Here is a 16711-nt window from a genome sequence, read left to right as displayed (position 1 = left end):
CTTGAAGCGTAGTCTGTAGGTGTTGTTTTAACTGTGGCTCATGTACACTTCGAGCCATTATGTTGCCTAATACAATGTAGGCCTTTTACCCGCATTTAAGTGGGCTCTGAACTTTATTTTTACAGGAACTGCCTCATGCACGCACTCTCTCCATCGACTGACTTTTGGTTATCGTTAAAAAAAGAAGCGCAAACTGTGGCAGAAAGCGAGCCGCTACTAGCAAGCTATGTTCACGCCTGTATTTCAGCACATCATAATTTTGAATCGTCGTTAAGCTTTATATTATCAAGCAAAATGGCTGATGAAGTGATGCCGGCTATTGCCATTCGTGAAGTGTTCGATGAAGCCTATTTGTTAGAGCCGTCAATTAGTGAGTCGGCAATGGCAGATATTAATGCTATTCGTGCCCGAGACGCCGCAGTAGATGATTTCTTAGTGCCATTGCTGCACTTCAAAGGGTTCCACGCAGTGCAAGTTCACCGCATGGCGCATTACTTGTGGTTGCATGGTAGACATCAACTTGCTTTGTTCTTACAAAGCCGTAATTCGGCTACCTTCGGCGTGGATATTCACCCTGCCGCTAAAATAGGTAAAGGGGTGATGTTCGATCACGCTACCGGAATTGTGGTGGGTGAAACCGCAGTTATAGAAGACAACGTGTCTATTTTGCAAAGCGTAACGCTTGGCGGAACTGGGAACGAGTCGGGTGACCGTCACCCTAAAATTCGCCAAGGCGTGTTAGTAGGTGCGGGTGCTAAAATTCTTGGCAATATCGAAATTGGCGAAGGCTCTAAAGTGGGAGCGGGTAGTGTTGTGTTAGACAATGTACCGCCGCACGTTACAGTAGTCGGTGTGCCGGCTAAAGTGGTTGGACGCCCAGTATGCCAGCGCCCTTGCGATTCTATGCGCCAAAACGTGTTAGAAGACAATCAGCCTTACTCGCAAAAGCCTTAAACGCGCCAGTACTTTAAGAGCAAGTACTTTAAGCGCCAGTACCTTAAGAGAAAGCGCTACTTACTGATTTACTTACAAGAAGTAAGCTAACTCGTCTAACGAATCTAATGCCACGTGAGGGAGTACAGATGCTCTCTCACGGGGTAAATGCATTTCTCGGTTGCATGCAAACCAAGCAGACTGAAACCCCGCATTTATCGCCCCATACACATCTTTAATAATGTTATCGCCCACGTGCAATATATTTTCCGGCGCATCGCCTATAAAGCTTGCTGCTTCATCGAACATAGCCCGTGAAGGTTTCATAGGTCGGCTAGTACTGGCATGTAAAATGGTATCGAAATAAGGCGTAATACCTATTTGGTCAGCGTTTACATTGCCGTTAGTAATACCTACCAGTGTCATATTTTCACTTAAAATTGATAAGGTTTTATGCACATCATCAGCCAAATCAAACTCGCTTCTGGCATGATAAAAACAGTCGAAACAGGCTTGCACGGCAGCATCTAACGTGTGGGTGTCTTGGGGTGGAATATCATGTATCAAAGCCGCATTTAACACCGCTAAGCGAAGTTTTCCCATATCAGATGAATAAGTAGGATTGGCCGTAATAGCATCCCGCTTTAGCTGTTGCCAGTGTGTAGGAGTTAATGCTGCTGCTTTGGGGTGATACTGCTTTAAATGCGTATTCAATGCTGCTTCGGCTTGGCGAATAATAGGTTCGTTATTATATAAGGTGTCATCAAGGTCGAAGGTCATAGCCTTCACGGAATTTATGGCTCTGAAGAACTGCATAATAGTTAAAGGCCTATTTTCAAAAGAGGATTATTTTTTATGTGCTCTAGGGTGCGCGGCATCATAAACCTTGGCTAAATGCTGAAAATCTAAATGAGTATACACTTGCGTGGTAGATAGATTGGCATGGCCTAATAATTCTTGCACCGCCCGTAAATCGCCGCTCGACTCTAATACGTGCGTGGCAAAAGAATGGCGCAGTTTATGTGGGCTTACTTTCTGACTAAGGCTTTGCAACTCTGCCATTTGGTTAAGCCGGTTAGCCACTTGGCGATTTGAAATGCGGGTTTTACGCTTGCTAACAAAAATAGCGGGTTCATAGGGTGAAGCATAAGCAGGGCGCACTTTAAGCCAAGCATGTAGCGCCTTTTGCGCTTGTCGGCCTAAGGGCAATATACGCTGCTTACTGCCCTTACCGGTCACTTTAATGGTACCGTCTTTCGGGTAGTCACTTAAGTTTAAGCCCGTTAGTTCGCTTAATCGAAGTCCGCAGCCATAGAGTAATTCAAACATGGCTACGTCGCGGCAAATAATGCCTTCGTCGGTATCGCCGCTGGCGGCTTGTTCATTTGCCAACAACTGCTGCATTTCATCAACGCTAAGCTGTTTAGGTAATGGTTTGCCTTGTTTGGGCGCTTGAATACCCTCCACGGGGTTGCTGAACAGCTGTTCGTTATCAATAAGGTATTGGCAGAAGGTACGAAGAGCTGACAACCGCAATGCTATGCTACGGGGTTTATGCCCGTCCATTTTTGCTGCCGCCATCACGCGCTTTACATCAGAGGGCGTCATACCTGACCACTCGTAAAGCCCCAAAGTAATGGCTATGCTGGTAAGTTGTCTGCGGTAGTTACTGATAGTAAGCGGCGATAAACCGCGTTCAACTTGTAGGTGGAGAAGAAACTTTTCAAGCCAAAGGTGGCAAGGTTCGCTCAGTACAGTTTCCGTTGTCACGAAAACTAATACCCCATCATCTCAGGCAAAATAATATTAAGCACTTGTTGTAGCTGTTGTAGCAACAAGGTGTCCATATCAGGGGTGAAATGGCTTGGATCACTGCTGCTAATACCTAAAATACCAATTTCTTGGTTGTCGTCTAATAGCATTAGGGCAACAGATTCTGCGCTACTATCAGCAAACAATAACTGGCGTTCGTGCTGCGATAATCGTCCGAAAAAAAAGTTCGACGTTTTAAAGCGCTTTTCGGTAAATAACCTGCGTTGTAACTCGGGAATAGCATGAGGGCCCTTGAAGCTTTTTATCACCGCAGAAGACAACTGCAAACGCTCTTGCAACACATCTTCAAGGGTAAACTGAACTTCTGCCACACTTTCGCAACGCAGTAATTGTACGTTTAGGTCGGTGTATACGCGGTAAATTTTTTCGTTTTGCTTGGCAATACTCACCAGTTGCGTAAGTTTATAATTCAACTGGCGAACTTTTTTGCGCAATTGCTCACTTTGAATTTCAACCAGCGAGACGCTGCCTTTATGCGAATGGGGAATTTTAAGTTTTTCGAGTAGTTCTGGGTATTGAGCAAAAAAATCAGGGTTTTCTAACAAAAAAGTGCGAACCTGTTCTGAGGAAACATCGCTGTCGCCTGAAAACACGTCTACTACCGCTGATGCGCTAGCTTGTCCTGATAATTCACTCATAAATTTATATGTCCGTCGTACACATGGTCGGCGGGCCCTGTCATTTTTAATACATTATCTGGGCCTGGCCAACGGATCCGTAAACTGCCGCCGGGCAAATCTACCCGAACATCTTTGCTTAATTTACCTTGAATCTGACCAATTGCAACTGCTGCGCATGCACCGCTGCCGCATGCCAAGGTTTCACCCGAGCCACGTTCAAATACACGCAATCGAATGTGCGATTCATTAATAATCTGCATAAAGCCCACATTCACGCCTTCTGGGAACCGTTCGTTGCGTTCAACGAGGGGCCCTATTTCTTTAACAGGCGCGGTATCTACATCTTCCACTTCCATGACGCAATGCGGGTTACCCATAGATACGGCACCGTAAAACAAGGTTTTATCGTTTACGCGCAATATATAGGTATTTTCTTGTTTGTTCGCTTTCAGTGGAATTTTAGCTGGCTCGAATTCGGGCTTGCCCATATTCACGGTAACTTGGCCATCTTTCTCCAAGTACAACACCATTTTCCCAGCTTTAGTACTCACCACAATTTTATTGCGGTTAATTAGCCCTTTTTGCTTTACGAAGCGCGCAAAGCAACGAGCACCATTACCACATTGTTCAACTTCAGAGCCGTCAGCGTTAAATATGCGATAGTGAAAATCTTGTTCAGGATCGTAAGGCGGTTCAACCATAAGCAATTGATCGAACCCTATACCGAAGTTTCGATTTGCTAACTGCTGTATTTTGTCCTTCGAGAAAAAGACGTTCTGGGTGACATTATCAATCACCATGAAGTCATTTCCCAGACCGTGCATTTTTGAAAACTGAACCTGCATTAACCGCGCATCTTTATTTTGAGTTTAACCCTAGTTTACGTAAGTTTGTGCTCACCTTTCCAGAGATCTTTTAGAATTTCTCTTTCACGCACCACAATTGTTGCATCACCATCTACCATAATCTCTGCTGGACGGCAGCGGCTATTGTAGTTTGATGCCATTGCAAAGCCATACGCACCGGCGCTTCGCACTGCTAGTAGGTCAGTTGGTTCGATAGCAAGTTCACGGTCTTTACCGATGAAATCACCGGTTTCACATACCGGGCCTACCACATCGTAATTGCGTGCTGTAGCAGTACTTTCTTGTTTTACTGGGATGATATTCTGCCATGCAGAGTAAAGTGCAGGTCGAAGCAGGTCATTCATAGCGGCATCAACAATAGCGAAGCTTTTCTCTTCACCTTCTTTGATAAACTCAACCTCAGTGACTAAAATACCCGCGTTTGCGGCAATAGCGCGGCCTGGCTCTAAAATGAGTTTAAGGTTCTCTCGACCCACCATTTTTTCTGCCATCGCTGCAGCGTAAGCTTTTGGATGCGGCGGTTCTTCGTCGTTATAAGTCACACCTAAGCCACCACCAACATCTAAGTGATCAATGGTTATACCGCGCTCGGCTAATTCATCAATAAGCAGCAACAAACGCTCTAGTGCATCGACAAAGGGGCCAATTTCAGTCAATTGCGAACCAATGTGGCAGTCCATACCCACTACGTTCAAGTAAGGAAGTGATGCGGCTAGCTCGTAGGTTTGCAACGCGCGTTCACGGGCGATACCAAATTTGTTTGCCTTCAATCCTGTTGAAATATAGGGGTGCGTTTTTGCATCTACGTCAGGGTTGATGCGAAGCGAAATAGGCGCCTTTTTGCCAAGGGATTCTGCTACCGCGTTAATGCGATGCAATTCAGGCTCAGACTCTACGTTAAAGCACATAATGCCTTGCTCTAACGCATAACGTATTTCGTCTGCTTTTTTACCTACACCTGAAAATACCACTTTGCTGGCATCGCCACCGGCTTCAATAACACGTGCTAATTCACCACCAGAAACAATGTCAAAACCAGAGCCAATTTTGGCTAGTGTACTGAGTACACCTAGATTTGAATTGGCCTTTACTGCATAACAGATAAGGTGAGGGTGCTCACCAATAGCATCATTAAAGGCATGCCAATGACGTTCTAAAGTTGCCCGTGAATATACATAAACAGGGGTTTGGTACTGTGCAGCAATATCTGCAACGGCTACATCTTCAGCGAAAAGCTGGCCGTTTTTATAAGCGAAAAAATCCACTAGTGAGATTCTCCTGGTGTGGAGGCGGGTTGGCTTTGCGTGTTTGGTGAAGACGCTGTTTCGTCTGGCTTTTCAGTAGGCGTCGTTTGTTCTGGCGCTTGTGGAATATACAGCGCCCCTTTATAACCACAACCACTAAGTAGAATGGCTGTGAATGTAACTAAAACCCACTTCTTAAGCACGAAAAATCCCGCGAATACGACAATAAATGCCGTTATCATCGCATTGCGTGATTAAAATGCAAGAGACAATAAGCGTTCTTGTGTTTTATCGCCGTAGCGAACCTCTTTCCACAGCGAATTACATAGGCTTTGCGTGTCTTGCAAGTCACCTTTTTTCAGCCAATCAATTAATGTATTAGGGTCGTCGGGGAATTGAATAGCTTCTATGTCTGCTGTTTCTAGCCACTCTTCAACAATATCCGTATCCAGTTGAAATAGGGTGTGGCAAAGGTCAAGCTTATTAAGGGTGAGTACATTTGATAGCTGCTCAAATTGGCCATGAAGAGGCTTGATAAGTAGCTTCTTGCCTAGCTGTAAGGCTTCGCTTGAAAGTTCAAAACCTCCGTTCGCAATAACGCCATTACAATGCTGTAGCGCACGCTGGAAATGCTGTTTTGACGTAGGGTTCCACTGAATGTGTCCCGCGTCTTTAATTTCGCTAATATCGGGGTGGAAGCACTGAAATTTTTGGTCGCTTAAAGGCTCCAGCATTTGTTGAACGTCGCTAACATCTTCAAATGGTAAGTAAACCAACACATGACCCTTACCCGGTACTGATAGCGGTTTCTCTGCCACAAAAGGCGGAATGATCGGTTGATTAAAGTGAAACCAATGGACACCTAATTGAAGGTCGGTAGGGGCGAATTTTTTCATTAGCAGCCGATCAATAATGGTGTCGCCAGATTTTGGCACATCATAAGAAAATGCGGCTTGGTGGCTAATTGAAATTGACGGAATATGCTGACGCTTTGCCGCCCACGCTGTGACAGGCTCAAAGTCGTTAACGAGAAGATCGTATCCGCTTGCATCAAAACGTTTCACGTCTTTTAGAAATTGACTGATATTAGCTTCTTTAATGGTTTGCCACCGGTCTACGCGGCCACTTTTAGTGATAAAGCTTAAGCCAGTGAAGGTGCGATAGTCGCCAAATACATCCATATCAAAATATTTATCGGGTTCACGACCTGTGAAAACAAAATCTACTTCAACATCTGAACGCTTGGCTAGTGCTGCCGCCATAATTCGTGCACGAGCAATGTGCCCGTTTCCGGTGCCTTGCACGCCATACAATAATTTCATGTTACCCCAGGATGGAAATACTCAACGATGCGATAGTGATACCAAGTAACATACCTGCGACTACATCTGATGGGTAGTGCACGCCTAGCAAGACGCGAGACAGGCCAATAAGGGCTGCCCAACTGTATGCCAGTACCGCGAATGGTGGATAGTAATGCGCTACAATACTTGCCATTAAGCAAGCCGCAGCAGTATGCCCAGAGGGCAGAGAGAATTTATCGGATGGCGTAACATGTGCTGTTAAATCCAATAGAAAATCACAAGGGCGCGGGCGCTTGAACATTTTCTTAAGCAGCACATAGATAGGTAATTCCAGCGCATATGCCATCAGCGCTGTGTAGAGGAAAAGTTCGCCATGCTCGGGTTCAAAAGCCCATAATAAGGCGCCAATGAACAAGTAAAGGTATCCATCTCCGGTTTTTGATAACCAGATGATACTGCGACAATCTCGTTTTACGGTAAGACTGTATAAGCGATAGAACAAATTTGTATCGTATTTGGTCAAGGATTTAAGAAGCATTAGCCTTGCCCCCTTTCGATTGATTATTGAACAATTTAAAAGCATTCTGTGACCAACCAGTGACAGAAAAAAGAAACCTTTATGACAGATGAAAAGGTTCGTTGGTCAGGCTGTTCTGCACGTATTAACTTCTATTAGGTGCGGTGTGCTAGCGAGTTAGTCTTTTATAAAAAGGTAAGCAAGTTACGTGCTAAGTAGGTGAAAATGTCTTTGCTAATAAGAGTGGCAGTCTATTTAGTGGAAAGGTTGTTGCTGTTTCCCTGAAACTTCATAAATCAGGCGTTTTCAACGACTAAATTAATGCTATGCTAGAACAAGGTAAATAACCTACTACTCTCAATTAAAGTAAGGTAGAGCAATGGATTACAACACTTCTGAATTGTGCGATTTATTTGCAGACAGCGTCGACGTAGTTGACCCTATCTTTGCAAGCTTTGGCGGCCGTTATTCTTTTGGTGGCGAAATCACCACGATTAAGTGTTTCGAAGACCGTGGTCTTATTGACCGTGTATTGGCTCAACCTGGTGCAGGTAAAGTACTGCTAATTGATGGTGGTGGTTCTACACGTCGTGCCTTATTCGATGCAGCCCTTGCTCAAGTAGCAATAGATAACGACTGGGAAGGCATTGTGTGCTACGGCAGTGTACGTGAAGTGGATAACTTGGCCGAAATGGATATTGGCGTATTAGCGGTGGCGGCAATACCTGTTAACGCTGAATGTGAAAGCATTGGCGATGTTGACGTACCGGTTAATTTTGGTGGCGTTACCTTTCTGCCAGAAGATCACCTTTATGCTGATAGCACGGGTGTTATTCTTTCACCTGAACCTCTCGATATCGACTAAGCTTTGATACTAGCTTCTTAGCGACGTTTGAGAATTATTGCTTAAATACGCAGGTTTAAGACAACAAAAAGCGGAGACAGCTGAATAAAGTGCCTCCGCTTTTTTGTGCTCAGGATTCAGCAACTACCAATAGCCGCTAGCAGAACCCTCTGCGGTATGTATTGGTAATTACTTATCAAACGTTTCGTTTAAGTACATGGCAAGTCGAATACCAGCCATTTGTAAACGCTGATTAGCCGTTGGAAGATGCTGATATAAGTAGTCATAACTCATGTTGTTGGCATCTTCAGGGTAGACTTCATCACGGAGTTTAGTGCTTTCTTCAATCCACACTAACGGATCTGTGGTTGCCCAGCTACGAATGTCATCCGGTGTAATGTGTTCTGTAAGCCATGTTGTCCATTCTGTATAAGACAGCTTACGTTGCTCTAGCATTTGAGAGTCCCACACCCGATGTAAATTAGAGTTCTGCCAAAAGAAATTTACTTTTACATCGTTACCGCCGCGATCGCTGCCATCACCCGCATGCAGCGGTTGGTGCAAATCACCAATAATGTGCACTATAAAACGTAGCGCTAAGCGTTTTTCTTCAATAGTGGCCGAATCGCTTTTTAAGGTTTTTGTATAGGCTTCAAGTGCGGTAACGGCATCACCTTGTCTAGGCGCACCAACTTCAGCATAGTTTTTCCCTTGAGGCACTGTTACATAGTGCCAATGGGTAGACATCTTTTGCCAAAACTCACTTGGGTTTGAGCGCATTTCATCTGCATAAGTTGATGCTTCTGCTAGCGAACTGTTTGGTAATAGTTCTGCTACAGCAGCTTGAGACAAGGGGCTTAAATACTGCTGCGCAATAGCGCCAGTAACCCGATGGCCTGTTTGGCCCCAGCCAAACGCTGGCGACGAAACAAATAACGTAATAAGTGAGCTTAGCGCAACGGCGAAAGTCCTATTTCTCAACGCTGTCATTAATTTTCCTTTGTTCTATTTTTAAATTTTGCAAATCGCTATTTCTAGCGGCTGTTTCTATTAGCAATGTACTATTAGCTAAGCGTTACCACTATGTTTAGCGGTTTCATAACCCCAGCGTGCCACTAAAGATTGTTCAACGCCGAGATGATCAAGAATACGCGCCACAACAAAGTCGACCAAATCTTCGATGGTCTTAGGATTATGGTAAAAACCAGGTGCCGCTGGCATTATTGTCGCACCCATTTGTGACAATTTAAGCATATTTTCCAAATGGATTGAGGAAAGGGGCATTTCTCGTGGTACCAGAATAAGCTGTCCTCTTTCTTTTAATACTACATCGGCTGCCCGTTCTATCAAATTGTCGCTAGCACCAACGGCGATAGACGAAAGGGTGCCCGTAGAGCAAGGGCATACTACCATTTTGGCCGGTGCTGCTGAACCTGATGCAACAGGTGAAAACCACTCTTCTTTTCCAAATACTTGCACTTGACCAGGCTTGCCGCCGCAGTGCTCAATGAAAAAAGCACTGGCGTCTTCAGGCCTCGCGGGAATTTTTATATTTTCTTCTGTAGCCATCACCACTTTAGCGGCAGAAGAAATAAGCACATACACTTGGTAGTCAGCTTTAACTAACGACGTTAATAGTGATAGTGCGTATGGTGTGCCGGAAGCACCCGTAATAGCTAGGGTAATTTGCTTATCATGTTTCATTTTTCTACCTCGATTGACGGGGTAAGTACGCGTAAAACACGGTTGTGGATGCCTTCAAAACCACCATTACTCATAATAAGAATATGATCGCCAGGGCGCACTTCGCTTTGCAATACTTTTACAATGTTTTCAACATCATTGAATACGGTGGTGGGCGCTGGGCTAGCAGCTGCTGCTTCCTTTAGCGACCAGTCTAGCCCTTGAGGTTCATACACATAAACTGCATCGGCGGCCTGCCAAGAGTGAGCAAGGGTATTCTTATGCACCCCCATTTTCATGGTGTTCGAACGAGGCTCCAGCACAGCCAGTATGCGGGCATTACCTACTTTCTTGCGAAGTCCATCAATAGTGGTGGCAATGGCGGTGGGGTGATGAGCAAAATCATCATAAACCGTCACGGGTTTACCTTCAGCTGCGAGTGTCACTACGCCTTTTATTTCCATGCGGCGCTTAACATTTTTAAAACTTGATAGCGCGGCAATGGCATCGTGGAGGGTAACACCGGCATGATGAGCCGCAGCAATGGCCATGAGTGCGTTATCCACATTGTGCTGGCCAAGCAGTTCCCACTGTACTGCGCCAACAATCTCATTGTTAAATAGCACGTTAAACTGGCTACCATCTTTATTGATAAGTTCTGCGGACCATTCTTTGCCTAGACATTGGCGTGGCGTCCAACAACCTTTTTTAAGGGTTTCCTCAATAGCGGGCGTGTGGTTGGGCGTAAGAATCAGGCCATTTTCTGGCACCATGCGCACAAGGTGGTGAAACTGGGTTTGAATGGCGGCTAAGTCGGCGAAGATGTCAGCATGATCAAACTCTAAGTTATTAATCACCAGCGTTTTAGGTCGGTAATGCACAAACTTAGAGCGCTTATCGAAAAAGGCGCTGTCGTATTCGTCTGCTTCAATGACAAAAAACGGGCTTTCTCCAATACGGGCAGACACACCAAAGTTTTCAGGCACACCACCAATAAGGTAGCCGGGGTTTAATTCGCTGTACTCTAAAATCCACGCCACCATGCTGCTGGTCGTGGTTTTGCCGTGGGTTCCTGATACACCAATGACCCATCTATCTTTTAATAAGTTATCAAGCAACCATTGCGGGCCACTGGTATATGGCAAGTTTCTGTTTAGCACGTACTCAACCGCCGAGTTGCCACGAGACATCGCATTTCCAATAATGACCATATCTGGAGTTGGATCGAATTGGTCAGTATTAAAGCCTTCGGTAAGTTCTATACCAAGAGCTTCAAGTTGGGTACTCATGGGCGGATACACGTTGGTATCTGAGCCTGTGACCTTATGGCCCAAGGCTTTCGCAATGGCTGCGATGCCACCCATAAAGCTACCGCAAATACCTAGAATATGTAAATGCATAGCGAATTCTCATTTTTTACTGCATTGAATACTGGCTACTTTATCAGAACAGCAGCAGGTTAAATAATGCATTTTTACGCATAATGCCTGCTTTCACTGGTATGTTGTGTAGATTGCCTGCGCTTGGCTTATTCCACTTCGGTGCATTCACGGTTACAATCAAATTAACGAGCATATAAAGCAGTGCTTGTTGGTAATGTGAGAGAAAGCCGGTAAGGAAAGCTGTGCGCCTCCCATTGTCATACCCTACACACTAAAAAAAGGCTTAACTAAGATGAGACGTTTAAATTCCCAGTTGCAAGAAGATGGTGCCCCGTTAGAGCTGATCCTGCTCATAAGAACCTTGTTAGCGAGCTGTAAAGAAATTTCATTCCGAGTGAGTCAAGGTGCCCTTGCTGGCGTATTGGGTTCTACCTTGTCAGAAAACGTACAAGGTGAAACGCAAAAGAAGTTAGATGTAATTTCTAATCACATCATTAAAGATACGCTTCGTGAGTCGGGCTATGTAAAAGCCATTTCTTCAGAAGAAGAAGACGATGTTGTACCGTGCAACCCAGATGGTAATTATTTGGTGAGCTTCGATCCACTAGACGGCTCATCGAACACCGAAATTAACAGCTTAATTGGTACTATCTTCTCAATTACCCACGCCCCTCAGTGGATGGAGCCTGATGATCCATCAGCATTTCTTCAGCCAGGTACACAAATTGTGGCAGCAGGTTACGTACTTTATGGTCCGTCTACCATGCTTGCATTAACCACTGGCCGCGGCACTCATATTTATACATTAGATAAGACCCACGGTGGTTTCTTACTTACTCACCCTAATATTCAGGTGCCAGAGCAAACCACTGAATACTCGATTAACGCGTCAAATCAGCGTCACTGGGAACCGGCTATGCAAGCCTATATTGCTGACCTAATTGCAGGTAAAGATGGCCCTCGTGAGAAAAATTTCAACATGCGTTGGGTAGCAGCCATGGTCGGTGATATTCATCGTTTATTATGTCGCGGCGGTATTTTCATGTACCCCTACGATAAACGTGACCCATCTAAGCCAGGTAAATTGCGCTTACTGTATGAAGCAAACCCCATGGCCTTTTTGATGGAACAAGCCGGTGGTAAAGCGGAAACCGGTGCAGGGCGAATTCTTGAAGTCATGCCGGAAGAAATACATCAGCGCGTACCATGTATTATTGGTTCTAAAGAAGAAGTTGAAACCTGTTTAAGCTATTACGGTAAAAGTGAATAGAAATATTGCTAAATAAAGGCGGTTTTGCGTGTGATTAGCGCTAAACCGTTTTTATTTTGCCGCCGTCACCGTATACTTAGCGCCACATTTTTTAAAACATCATTGAAAGGACCTTAGAATGAGCTTGAATGATATTCCTGCGGGCAAGAACTTGCCTGAAGAAGTGAATGTAGTTATCGAAATTCCAGCACACGCTGACCCGGTAAAATACGAAGTAGACAAAGACTCAGGCGCTATGTTTGTTGACCGTTTCATGGCAACTTGCATGCACTACCCAACTAACTACGGTTATGTGCCTAACACCTTGTCTGAAGACGGTGACCCAGTTGACGTATTGGTAATGACGCCGTTCCCACTATTAGCGGGTTCAGTAATTCGTTGTCGTCCAATTGGTGTTTTGAACATGACTGATGAGTCAGGTAAAGACGCTAAAGTATTGGCAGTGCCAATCGACAAGCTTTCTACTATTTACCGTAAAGTGCAAGAAACTGAAGACGCACCTGAGTTGCTATTACAGCAAATCGAGCACTTCTTCTCTCATTACAAAGATCTTGAACCTGGTAAGTGGGTTAAGATTGACGGCTGGGCTGGCTCAGCAGCAGCGAAAGAAGAAATTGTCGCAAGCGTTAAGCGTTTCGAAGCAGAATAATTCACGCTGCTTACAAGACATGCTAAAAAGGGTCGGTGCTGGTAAGTACCGGCCCTTTTTATTTTAAGAGCGACCTTTTTATTTAAGTGAGTGTTATGTTGAAAGTCATGGGAAAGGCATTGGGTTTAGCCTTAGTCATATTACTTCCGGCGTTCTCAGCGTTTAGCGACGAAGAGCCTATTGAAGTGTATTGGGAAGATTTGGTACCAGAAGGGTTTAATGAACTTGCGCCTCCCGCCGTTCAGCACAATGGTGAAATGTCACAGTTGCAGCCAGATGCCCCAGTAGTTGATAAATTTGATGGTAAGCGGGTAAAAATTCCTGGCTTTGTGGTGCCCCTTGAAGGCACGCCTGAACTCACAACTGAATTTTTACTCGTGCCTTACTTTGGCGCTTGTATTCATGTACCGCCGCCTGCGTCGAATCAAATTGTGTACGTGACGTTTGAAGAGGGTATTCCTCTTGATAATATTTACGACGCGATATGGGTAACTGGCGAACTTAGCACTGAAGGCTGGAAAGGTGATATCGCGTCGGTAGGGTATCGACTTAAAGGTATCGCAGTAAGTGCTTTTTAGGCCAGCGTAAGCATTTAGGCGGGCCCAAGCACTTTTTATAGGCAGGGAAGCTCCTCATAGACTAAGAAGCTCCTTATAGGCAAAAAATATTCTCTAGCCTTGTGGTGTATAGATTTGTTCTGCGCGATTGAACAGCAGCCACGAGGTTAGAATGTACTTGTCGTTGCTTTTAGGTATTTGCCCACGGTGAGTATGGGTAAAATAAGCAGGGGCAATCACCATTCTGCCCGATTTAGGCTTTACGGCTTTATCTTGATAATAAAATTCGGTTTCCCCACCATCTTCCACATCATTTAAGTAAAACATAAACAGTAATACGCGATGCAAAGCTTCATTATGAGGTGCTTGCGGATAAACCTCTGAATGCCAGTAAGGGTAACCGCCATTACCTGCACTGTAGCGCTGTGCGTTAATGTCGCCAATACGAAAAAGATAATTAACCAAGTTGTGAAGGTTAGGCTTACCTACTTCTTCAAAGTTTTCACCGGTTAGTTTAACGGGCTCGCCGGTTTTTGGATGGCGAACGGTCAACCCTATTGGGCCAACCAAGGCGTAATAGTATTTCTCAATGTACTTAACTAATTGCTCGCCTGTTAACTGCATTACCTGCTTAAACAAGTCAGCAAACTCAGGCTGTTGAGAAATAGATACATCAACACTACGCTTCTTATCTAAATCGACACCGCCGCCGGTTTTACCTTGAGTGAGGTTGGGGCTTTTTTCAAAGCGCGCGATAAGTTGGGTACACAATTCGGGAGATAAAACGTCATCAATAACGTCAATTAAATCAGCCATTAGGTAGCGCCTTAAAGTGTGCTTGCAATGTCGCTTTTATATCGTCAGGGATAGGCGCTGAGCGCTGCTGCTGATAATCGAAATGTACCATAGTCGTGATACCCGTTGAGCACAGGTTCCCGTCTTGCCAAAGCTCTTGATACACATCAAACGCACTGTTCCCTAAACGACTGATGAACGTTTTTACGGTAACGGTTTTTCCGTAAAAAATTTGCGCAAGAAAATCGACTTTGTAGCTTGCTAAAATAAGCGGCCAGTTCTGTAAATCCATCGTTGGCGTAAATATTCTGAAGATAGGATCGCGCGCCGCTTCAAACCAGCTGACTAATGCGGTATTGCTTACGTGTTGCAGGGCATCGGTCTCACAAAACCTAACTTCGAATGACATTTCCATAGGGATGATTTCTGATGGAGTGGCTACTGACATATGGCCTCTTATTTTTATCGTGATGTGCCCTCACTTTATCACGCTATATTGGGTTTTTCAGTAATCTGGCTCAATCTGAGCGGCCATTAGAAACGAAATCAAGATGAAAAGTGATCCCAGCGTGGTTTTAAATTACAATCTGCGCCAAATTTCTGATTAAACAATAATTATGACTGCAATTGGGATTGATTACGGTACCTCAAATTCTGAGGTGGTGTACTTTGATGGGGCTACACATAGACATATAAAGCTCGACCCATCACTTGAACAGGGTAATAAAATTCGCTCGTCTGTATTTATATACTTTGAGGATGAACTGCCGCCTCCGCCCGATGCCATGGTGGAAGCTAAGGTGTCGCAGTTGCAGCGTTTAATCAACGAGCAAATAGATAAAGCCAAGCAGGGCTATTACGACGCTAAAGACCCCAAAGAGCAGTCTCGCTATAGCAACCGCATTGAATCGCTTCGTGGTGAATACCATAACCGACCTGCATTGCAACGAAAGGCCATTCAGCAACTTATGCATGCTATGTCGCTGGAAGAAATTCCATTATTGCGACTAGTAGAACACGGTAAGTTTGCCTTCGGTGAAGAAGGGTTTAAGCGCTTTTTAAAAATGCCTGATAAGGGCCGGCTTATCTACTCACCTAAAAACTTCTTAGGTGCATCTTTAGATGGCGACCAGAAAAAGGCATTTATTGGCATTATTGCCAAGCAGCTAGCCTACTTTAAACAGTGTGCCGAAACCCAATTAGAAAAGCCTGTTTCATCGGTAGTTATAGGTCGCCCGGTTAAGTTTCATGGTACCCGTGGTGAAGTGGGGAACACCCAAGCTATTCAGATTATGACTGAAGCTGCATCTAATGCTGGCTTTAGTAAAATTAACTTTTTGGATGAGCCCATTGCGGCGGCGTATAAAATTGAGCAGACATTACCCCGCGATACCACTGCGCTTATAGTGGATATTGGCGGTGGTACCACAGATATCTGTTGTATTAATCTTTCACCTGAACGAAATAACCAACTGGATAGAAAGCAAGACGTGCTATCGGTAACGGGAAGACGCTTAGGCGGCATGGATTGTGATAAGAGTTTGTTACTGAAAGTAGTAGCGCCTGAAATGGGAATGGGGCTAAAAATGATTAACGGCCTGCCCATCCCCCCTACCTACTATTCAGATATGTGTGCGGTTGATAACATTCCTGCACTTACTCGGTTCTTTTCTGATGACTACGGATTAGAAATCTCGCAAACCATGTCAGTCACTAAGCACCCTGAGCAATTAGAGCGTTTGTTGCTAGTACAAGAAAACAAATTGTCGGCGCGGGTGGTTAACTCGGTGAGAATGGCAAAAGAACTGCTTTCTAGCAAAGACAAGATCACCTTACCGCTACATTACATTGAAGATGATTTTGATGTAAACATTAGTACCGAAGACTTAAAAAGCGCATTAAAGCCGTGGTTAAGTAAGGTGAAAGCGTTAGTGGTGGAATGTTTAGAGAAAAGCAGCGCAGCACCCGAGGTAGTCATGGTTACCGGCGGTATGAGCTTATCTCCGATTATTATCGACGCACTGTATGAAGAGCTACTGACCGGGCTACCACGACTAGAGAACGATGCGTTTAACTCAGTGTGCGAAGGCTTGGCTATTCAAGCATTTAAGTTTTAACGCGTGGTCATTTAAGTACCTAAGTATTTAACAGAACTACATAAAAAACTACATAAAAAAACGCGCCGAAATGGCGCGATTTTTTGTTTTGATACTA

19 protein-coding genes are annotated in these 16711 nt (G+C 44.7%); 6 read left to right on the top strand and 13 right to left on the bottom strand.

Annotated features, from left to right (window positions below; genetic code table 11):
- Window positions 1–135: 135 nt before the first annotated feature.
- Window positions 136–954: a serine O-acetyltransferase gene (cysE, locus tag C7Y69_RS10325; protein WP_013785921.1), complete on the top strand. Its 819-nt coding sequence runs from the start codon at window positions 136–138 to the stop codon at window positions 952–954.
- 72 nt (window positions 955–1026) lie between these two features.
- Here the strand turns inward: cysE and C7Y69_RS10320 are convergent, their stop codons facing one another.
- The 8 genes from C7Y69_RS10320 to C7Y69_RS10285 are packed head-to-tail and all read right to left on the bottom strand — an operon-like array spanning window position 1027 to window position 7338.
- Window positions 1027–1749: an HAD-IA family hydrolase gene (locus C7Y69_RS10320; protein WP_013785920.1), complete on the bottom strand. Its 723-nt coding sequence runs from the start codon at window positions 1747–1749 to the stop codon at window positions 1027–1029.
- Between the two features lie 30 nt (window positions 1750–1779).
- Window positions 1780–2703: a tyrosine recombinase XerC gene (locus C7Y69_RS10315; RefSeq protein ID WP_013785919.1), complete on the bottom strand. Its 924-nt coding sequence runs from the start codon at window positions 2701–2703 to the stop codon at window positions 1780–1782.
- A gap of 5 nt (window positions 2704–2708) precedes the next feature.
- Complete coding sequence (locus tag C7Y69_RS10310; protein WP_126872649.1) at window positions 2709–3404, bottom strand: DUF484 family protein; 696 nt, start codon at window positions 3402–3404, stop codon at window positions 2709–2711.
- A complete protein-coding gene (gene dapF, locus C7Y69_RS10305) occupies window positions 3401–4231 on the bottom strand; it encodes a diaminopimelate epimerase (protein WP_013785917.1) in 831 nt (276 codons plus the stop codon). Before dapF ends, C7Y69_RS10310 begins: the two co-directional genes overlap by 4 nt.
- A 35-nt stretch (window positions 4232–4266) precedes the next feature.
- Window positions 4267–5517 (bottom strand): diaminopimelate decarboxylase, encoded by a 1251-nt coding sequence (lysA, locus tag C7Y69_RS10300; RefSeq protein WP_013785916.1) that lies wholly within the window; start codon window positions 5515–5517, stop codon window positions 4267–4269.
- Complete coding sequence (lptM, locus tag C7Y69_RS10295; protein ID WP_256770312.1) at window positions 5517–5699, bottom strand: LPS translocon maturation chaperone LptM; 183 nt, start codon at window positions 5697–5699, stop codon at window positions 5517–5519. The genes lysA and lptM overlap by 1 nt, the downstream gene beginning before the upstream one ends.
- A 51-nt stretch (window positions 5700–5750) precedes the next feature.
- Window positions 5751–6818 (bottom strand): MJ1255/VC2487 family glycosyltransferase, encoded by a 1068-nt coding sequence (locus C7Y69_RS10290; protein WP_013785914.1) that lies wholly within the window; start codon window positions 6816–6818, stop codon window positions 5751–5753.
- Window position 6819: 1 nt separating this feature from the next.
- Entirely contained in the window at window positions 6820–7338 is a 519-nt protein-coding gene (locus C7Y69_RS10285) for a phosphatase PAP2 family protein (RefSeq protein WP_013785913.1), read from the bottom strand.
- A gap of 358 nt (window positions 7339–7696) precedes the next feature.
- Here C7Y69_RS10285 and rraA point away from each other — a divergent pair, with 358 nt between their 5' ends.
- Window positions 7697–8182: a ribonuclease E activity regulator RraA gene (gene rraA, locus C7Y69_RS10280; protein ID WP_013785912.1), complete on the top strand. Its 486-nt coding sequence runs from the start codon at window positions 7697–7699 to the stop codon at window positions 8180–8182.
- Window positions 8183–8350: 168 nt separating this feature from the next.
- Here the strand turns inward: rraA and C7Y69_RS10275 are convergent, their stop codons facing one another.
- From C7Y69_RS10275 to mpl, 3 genes are all read right to left on the bottom strand, one after another.
- Window positions 8351–9151, bottom strand: coding sequence for a S1/P1 nuclease (locus C7Y69_RS10275; RefSeq protein WP_126872648.1), 801 nt, complete (start codon window positions 9149–9151; stop codon window positions 8351–8353).
- A gap of 78 nt (window positions 9152–9229) precedes the next feature.
- Window positions 9230–9865 carry a flavin prenyltransferase UbiX gene (locus C7Y69_RS10270; RefSeq protein ID WP_013785910.1) on the bottom strand — a complete coding sequence of 212 codons (636 nt, stop codon included), beginning with the start codon at window positions 9863–9865 and terminating at the stop codon, window positions 9230–9232.
- The gene (gene mpl, locus C7Y69_RS10265; protein ID WP_013785909.1) at window positions 9862–11244 is read right to left on the bottom strand and encodes a UDP-N-acetylmuramate:L-alanyl-gamma-D-glutamyl-meso-diaminopimelate ligase; all 1383 of its coding nucleotides are present in this window, start codon (window positions 11242–11244) and stop codon (window positions 9862–9864) included. The genes C7Y69_RS10270 and mpl overlap by 4 nt, the downstream gene beginning before the upstream one ends.
- A gap of 274 nt (window positions 11245–11518) precedes the next feature.
- Between mpl and C7Y69_RS10260 the strand changes: the two genes are divergently transcribed.
- From C7Y69_RS10260 to C7Y69_RS10250, 3 genes are all read left to right on the top strand, one after another.
- Window positions 11519–12496 carry a class 1 fructose-bisphosphatase gene (locus C7Y69_RS10260; protein WP_013785908.1) on the top strand — a complete coding sequence of 326 codons (978 nt, stop codon included), beginning with the start codon at window positions 11519–11521 and terminating at the stop codon, window positions 12494–12496.
- A 118-nt stretch (window positions 12497–12614) separates the two neighbouring features.
- Window positions 12615–13145, top strand: coding sequence for an inorganic diphosphatase (gene ppa / locus C7Y69_RS10255; protein ID WP_013785907.1), 531 nt, complete (start codon window positions 12615–12617; stop codon window positions 13143–13145).
- Window positions 13146–13252: 107 nt separating this feature from the next.
- On the top strand, window positions 13253–13723 hold the full coding sequence (locus C7Y69_RS10250; RefSeq protein ID WP_409513428.1) for a DUF3299 domain-containing protein: 471 nt from the start codon (window positions 13253–13255) through the stop codon (window positions 13721–13723).
- 93 nt (window positions 13724–13816) lie between these two features.
- On the opposite strand, the gene C7Y69_RS10245 is transcribed toward C7Y69_RS10250, so the two are convergent.
- Entirely contained in the window at window positions 13817–14518 is a 702-nt protein-coding gene (locus C7Y69_RS10245) for a 2OG-Fe(II) oxygenase (RefSeq protein WP_126872646.1), read from the bottom strand.
- Window positions 14511–14945: an acyl-CoA thioesterase gene (locus C7Y69_RS10240; protein WP_013785904.1), complete on the bottom strand. Its 435-nt coding sequence runs from the start codon at window positions 14943–14945 to the stop codon at window positions 14511–14513. The genes C7Y69_RS10245 and C7Y69_RS10240 overlap by 8 nt, the downstream gene beginning before the upstream one ends.
- A 169-nt stretch (window positions 14946–15114) precedes the next feature.
- Here C7Y69_RS10240 and C7Y69_RS10235 point away from each other — a divergent pair, with 169 nt between their 5' ends.
- The gene (locus C7Y69_RS10235; RefSeq protein ID WP_013785903.1) at window positions 15115–16614 is read left to right on the top strand and encodes an Hsp70 family protein; all 1500 of its coding nucleotides are present in this window, start codon (window positions 15115–15117) and stop codon (window positions 16612–16614) included.
- Window positions 16615–16711 lie beyond the last annotated feature (97 nt).

This window comes from Alteromonas sp. KS69, from assembly GCF_003989595.1.
Taxonomy (GTDB): Bacteria; Pseudomonadota; Gammaproteobacteria; order Enterobacterales; family Alteromonadaceae; genus Alteromonas; species Alteromonas naphthalenivorans.
Note: the sequence above shows the minus strand (reverse complement) of the source record. Positions and strands in the feature narration are given on the sequence as shown.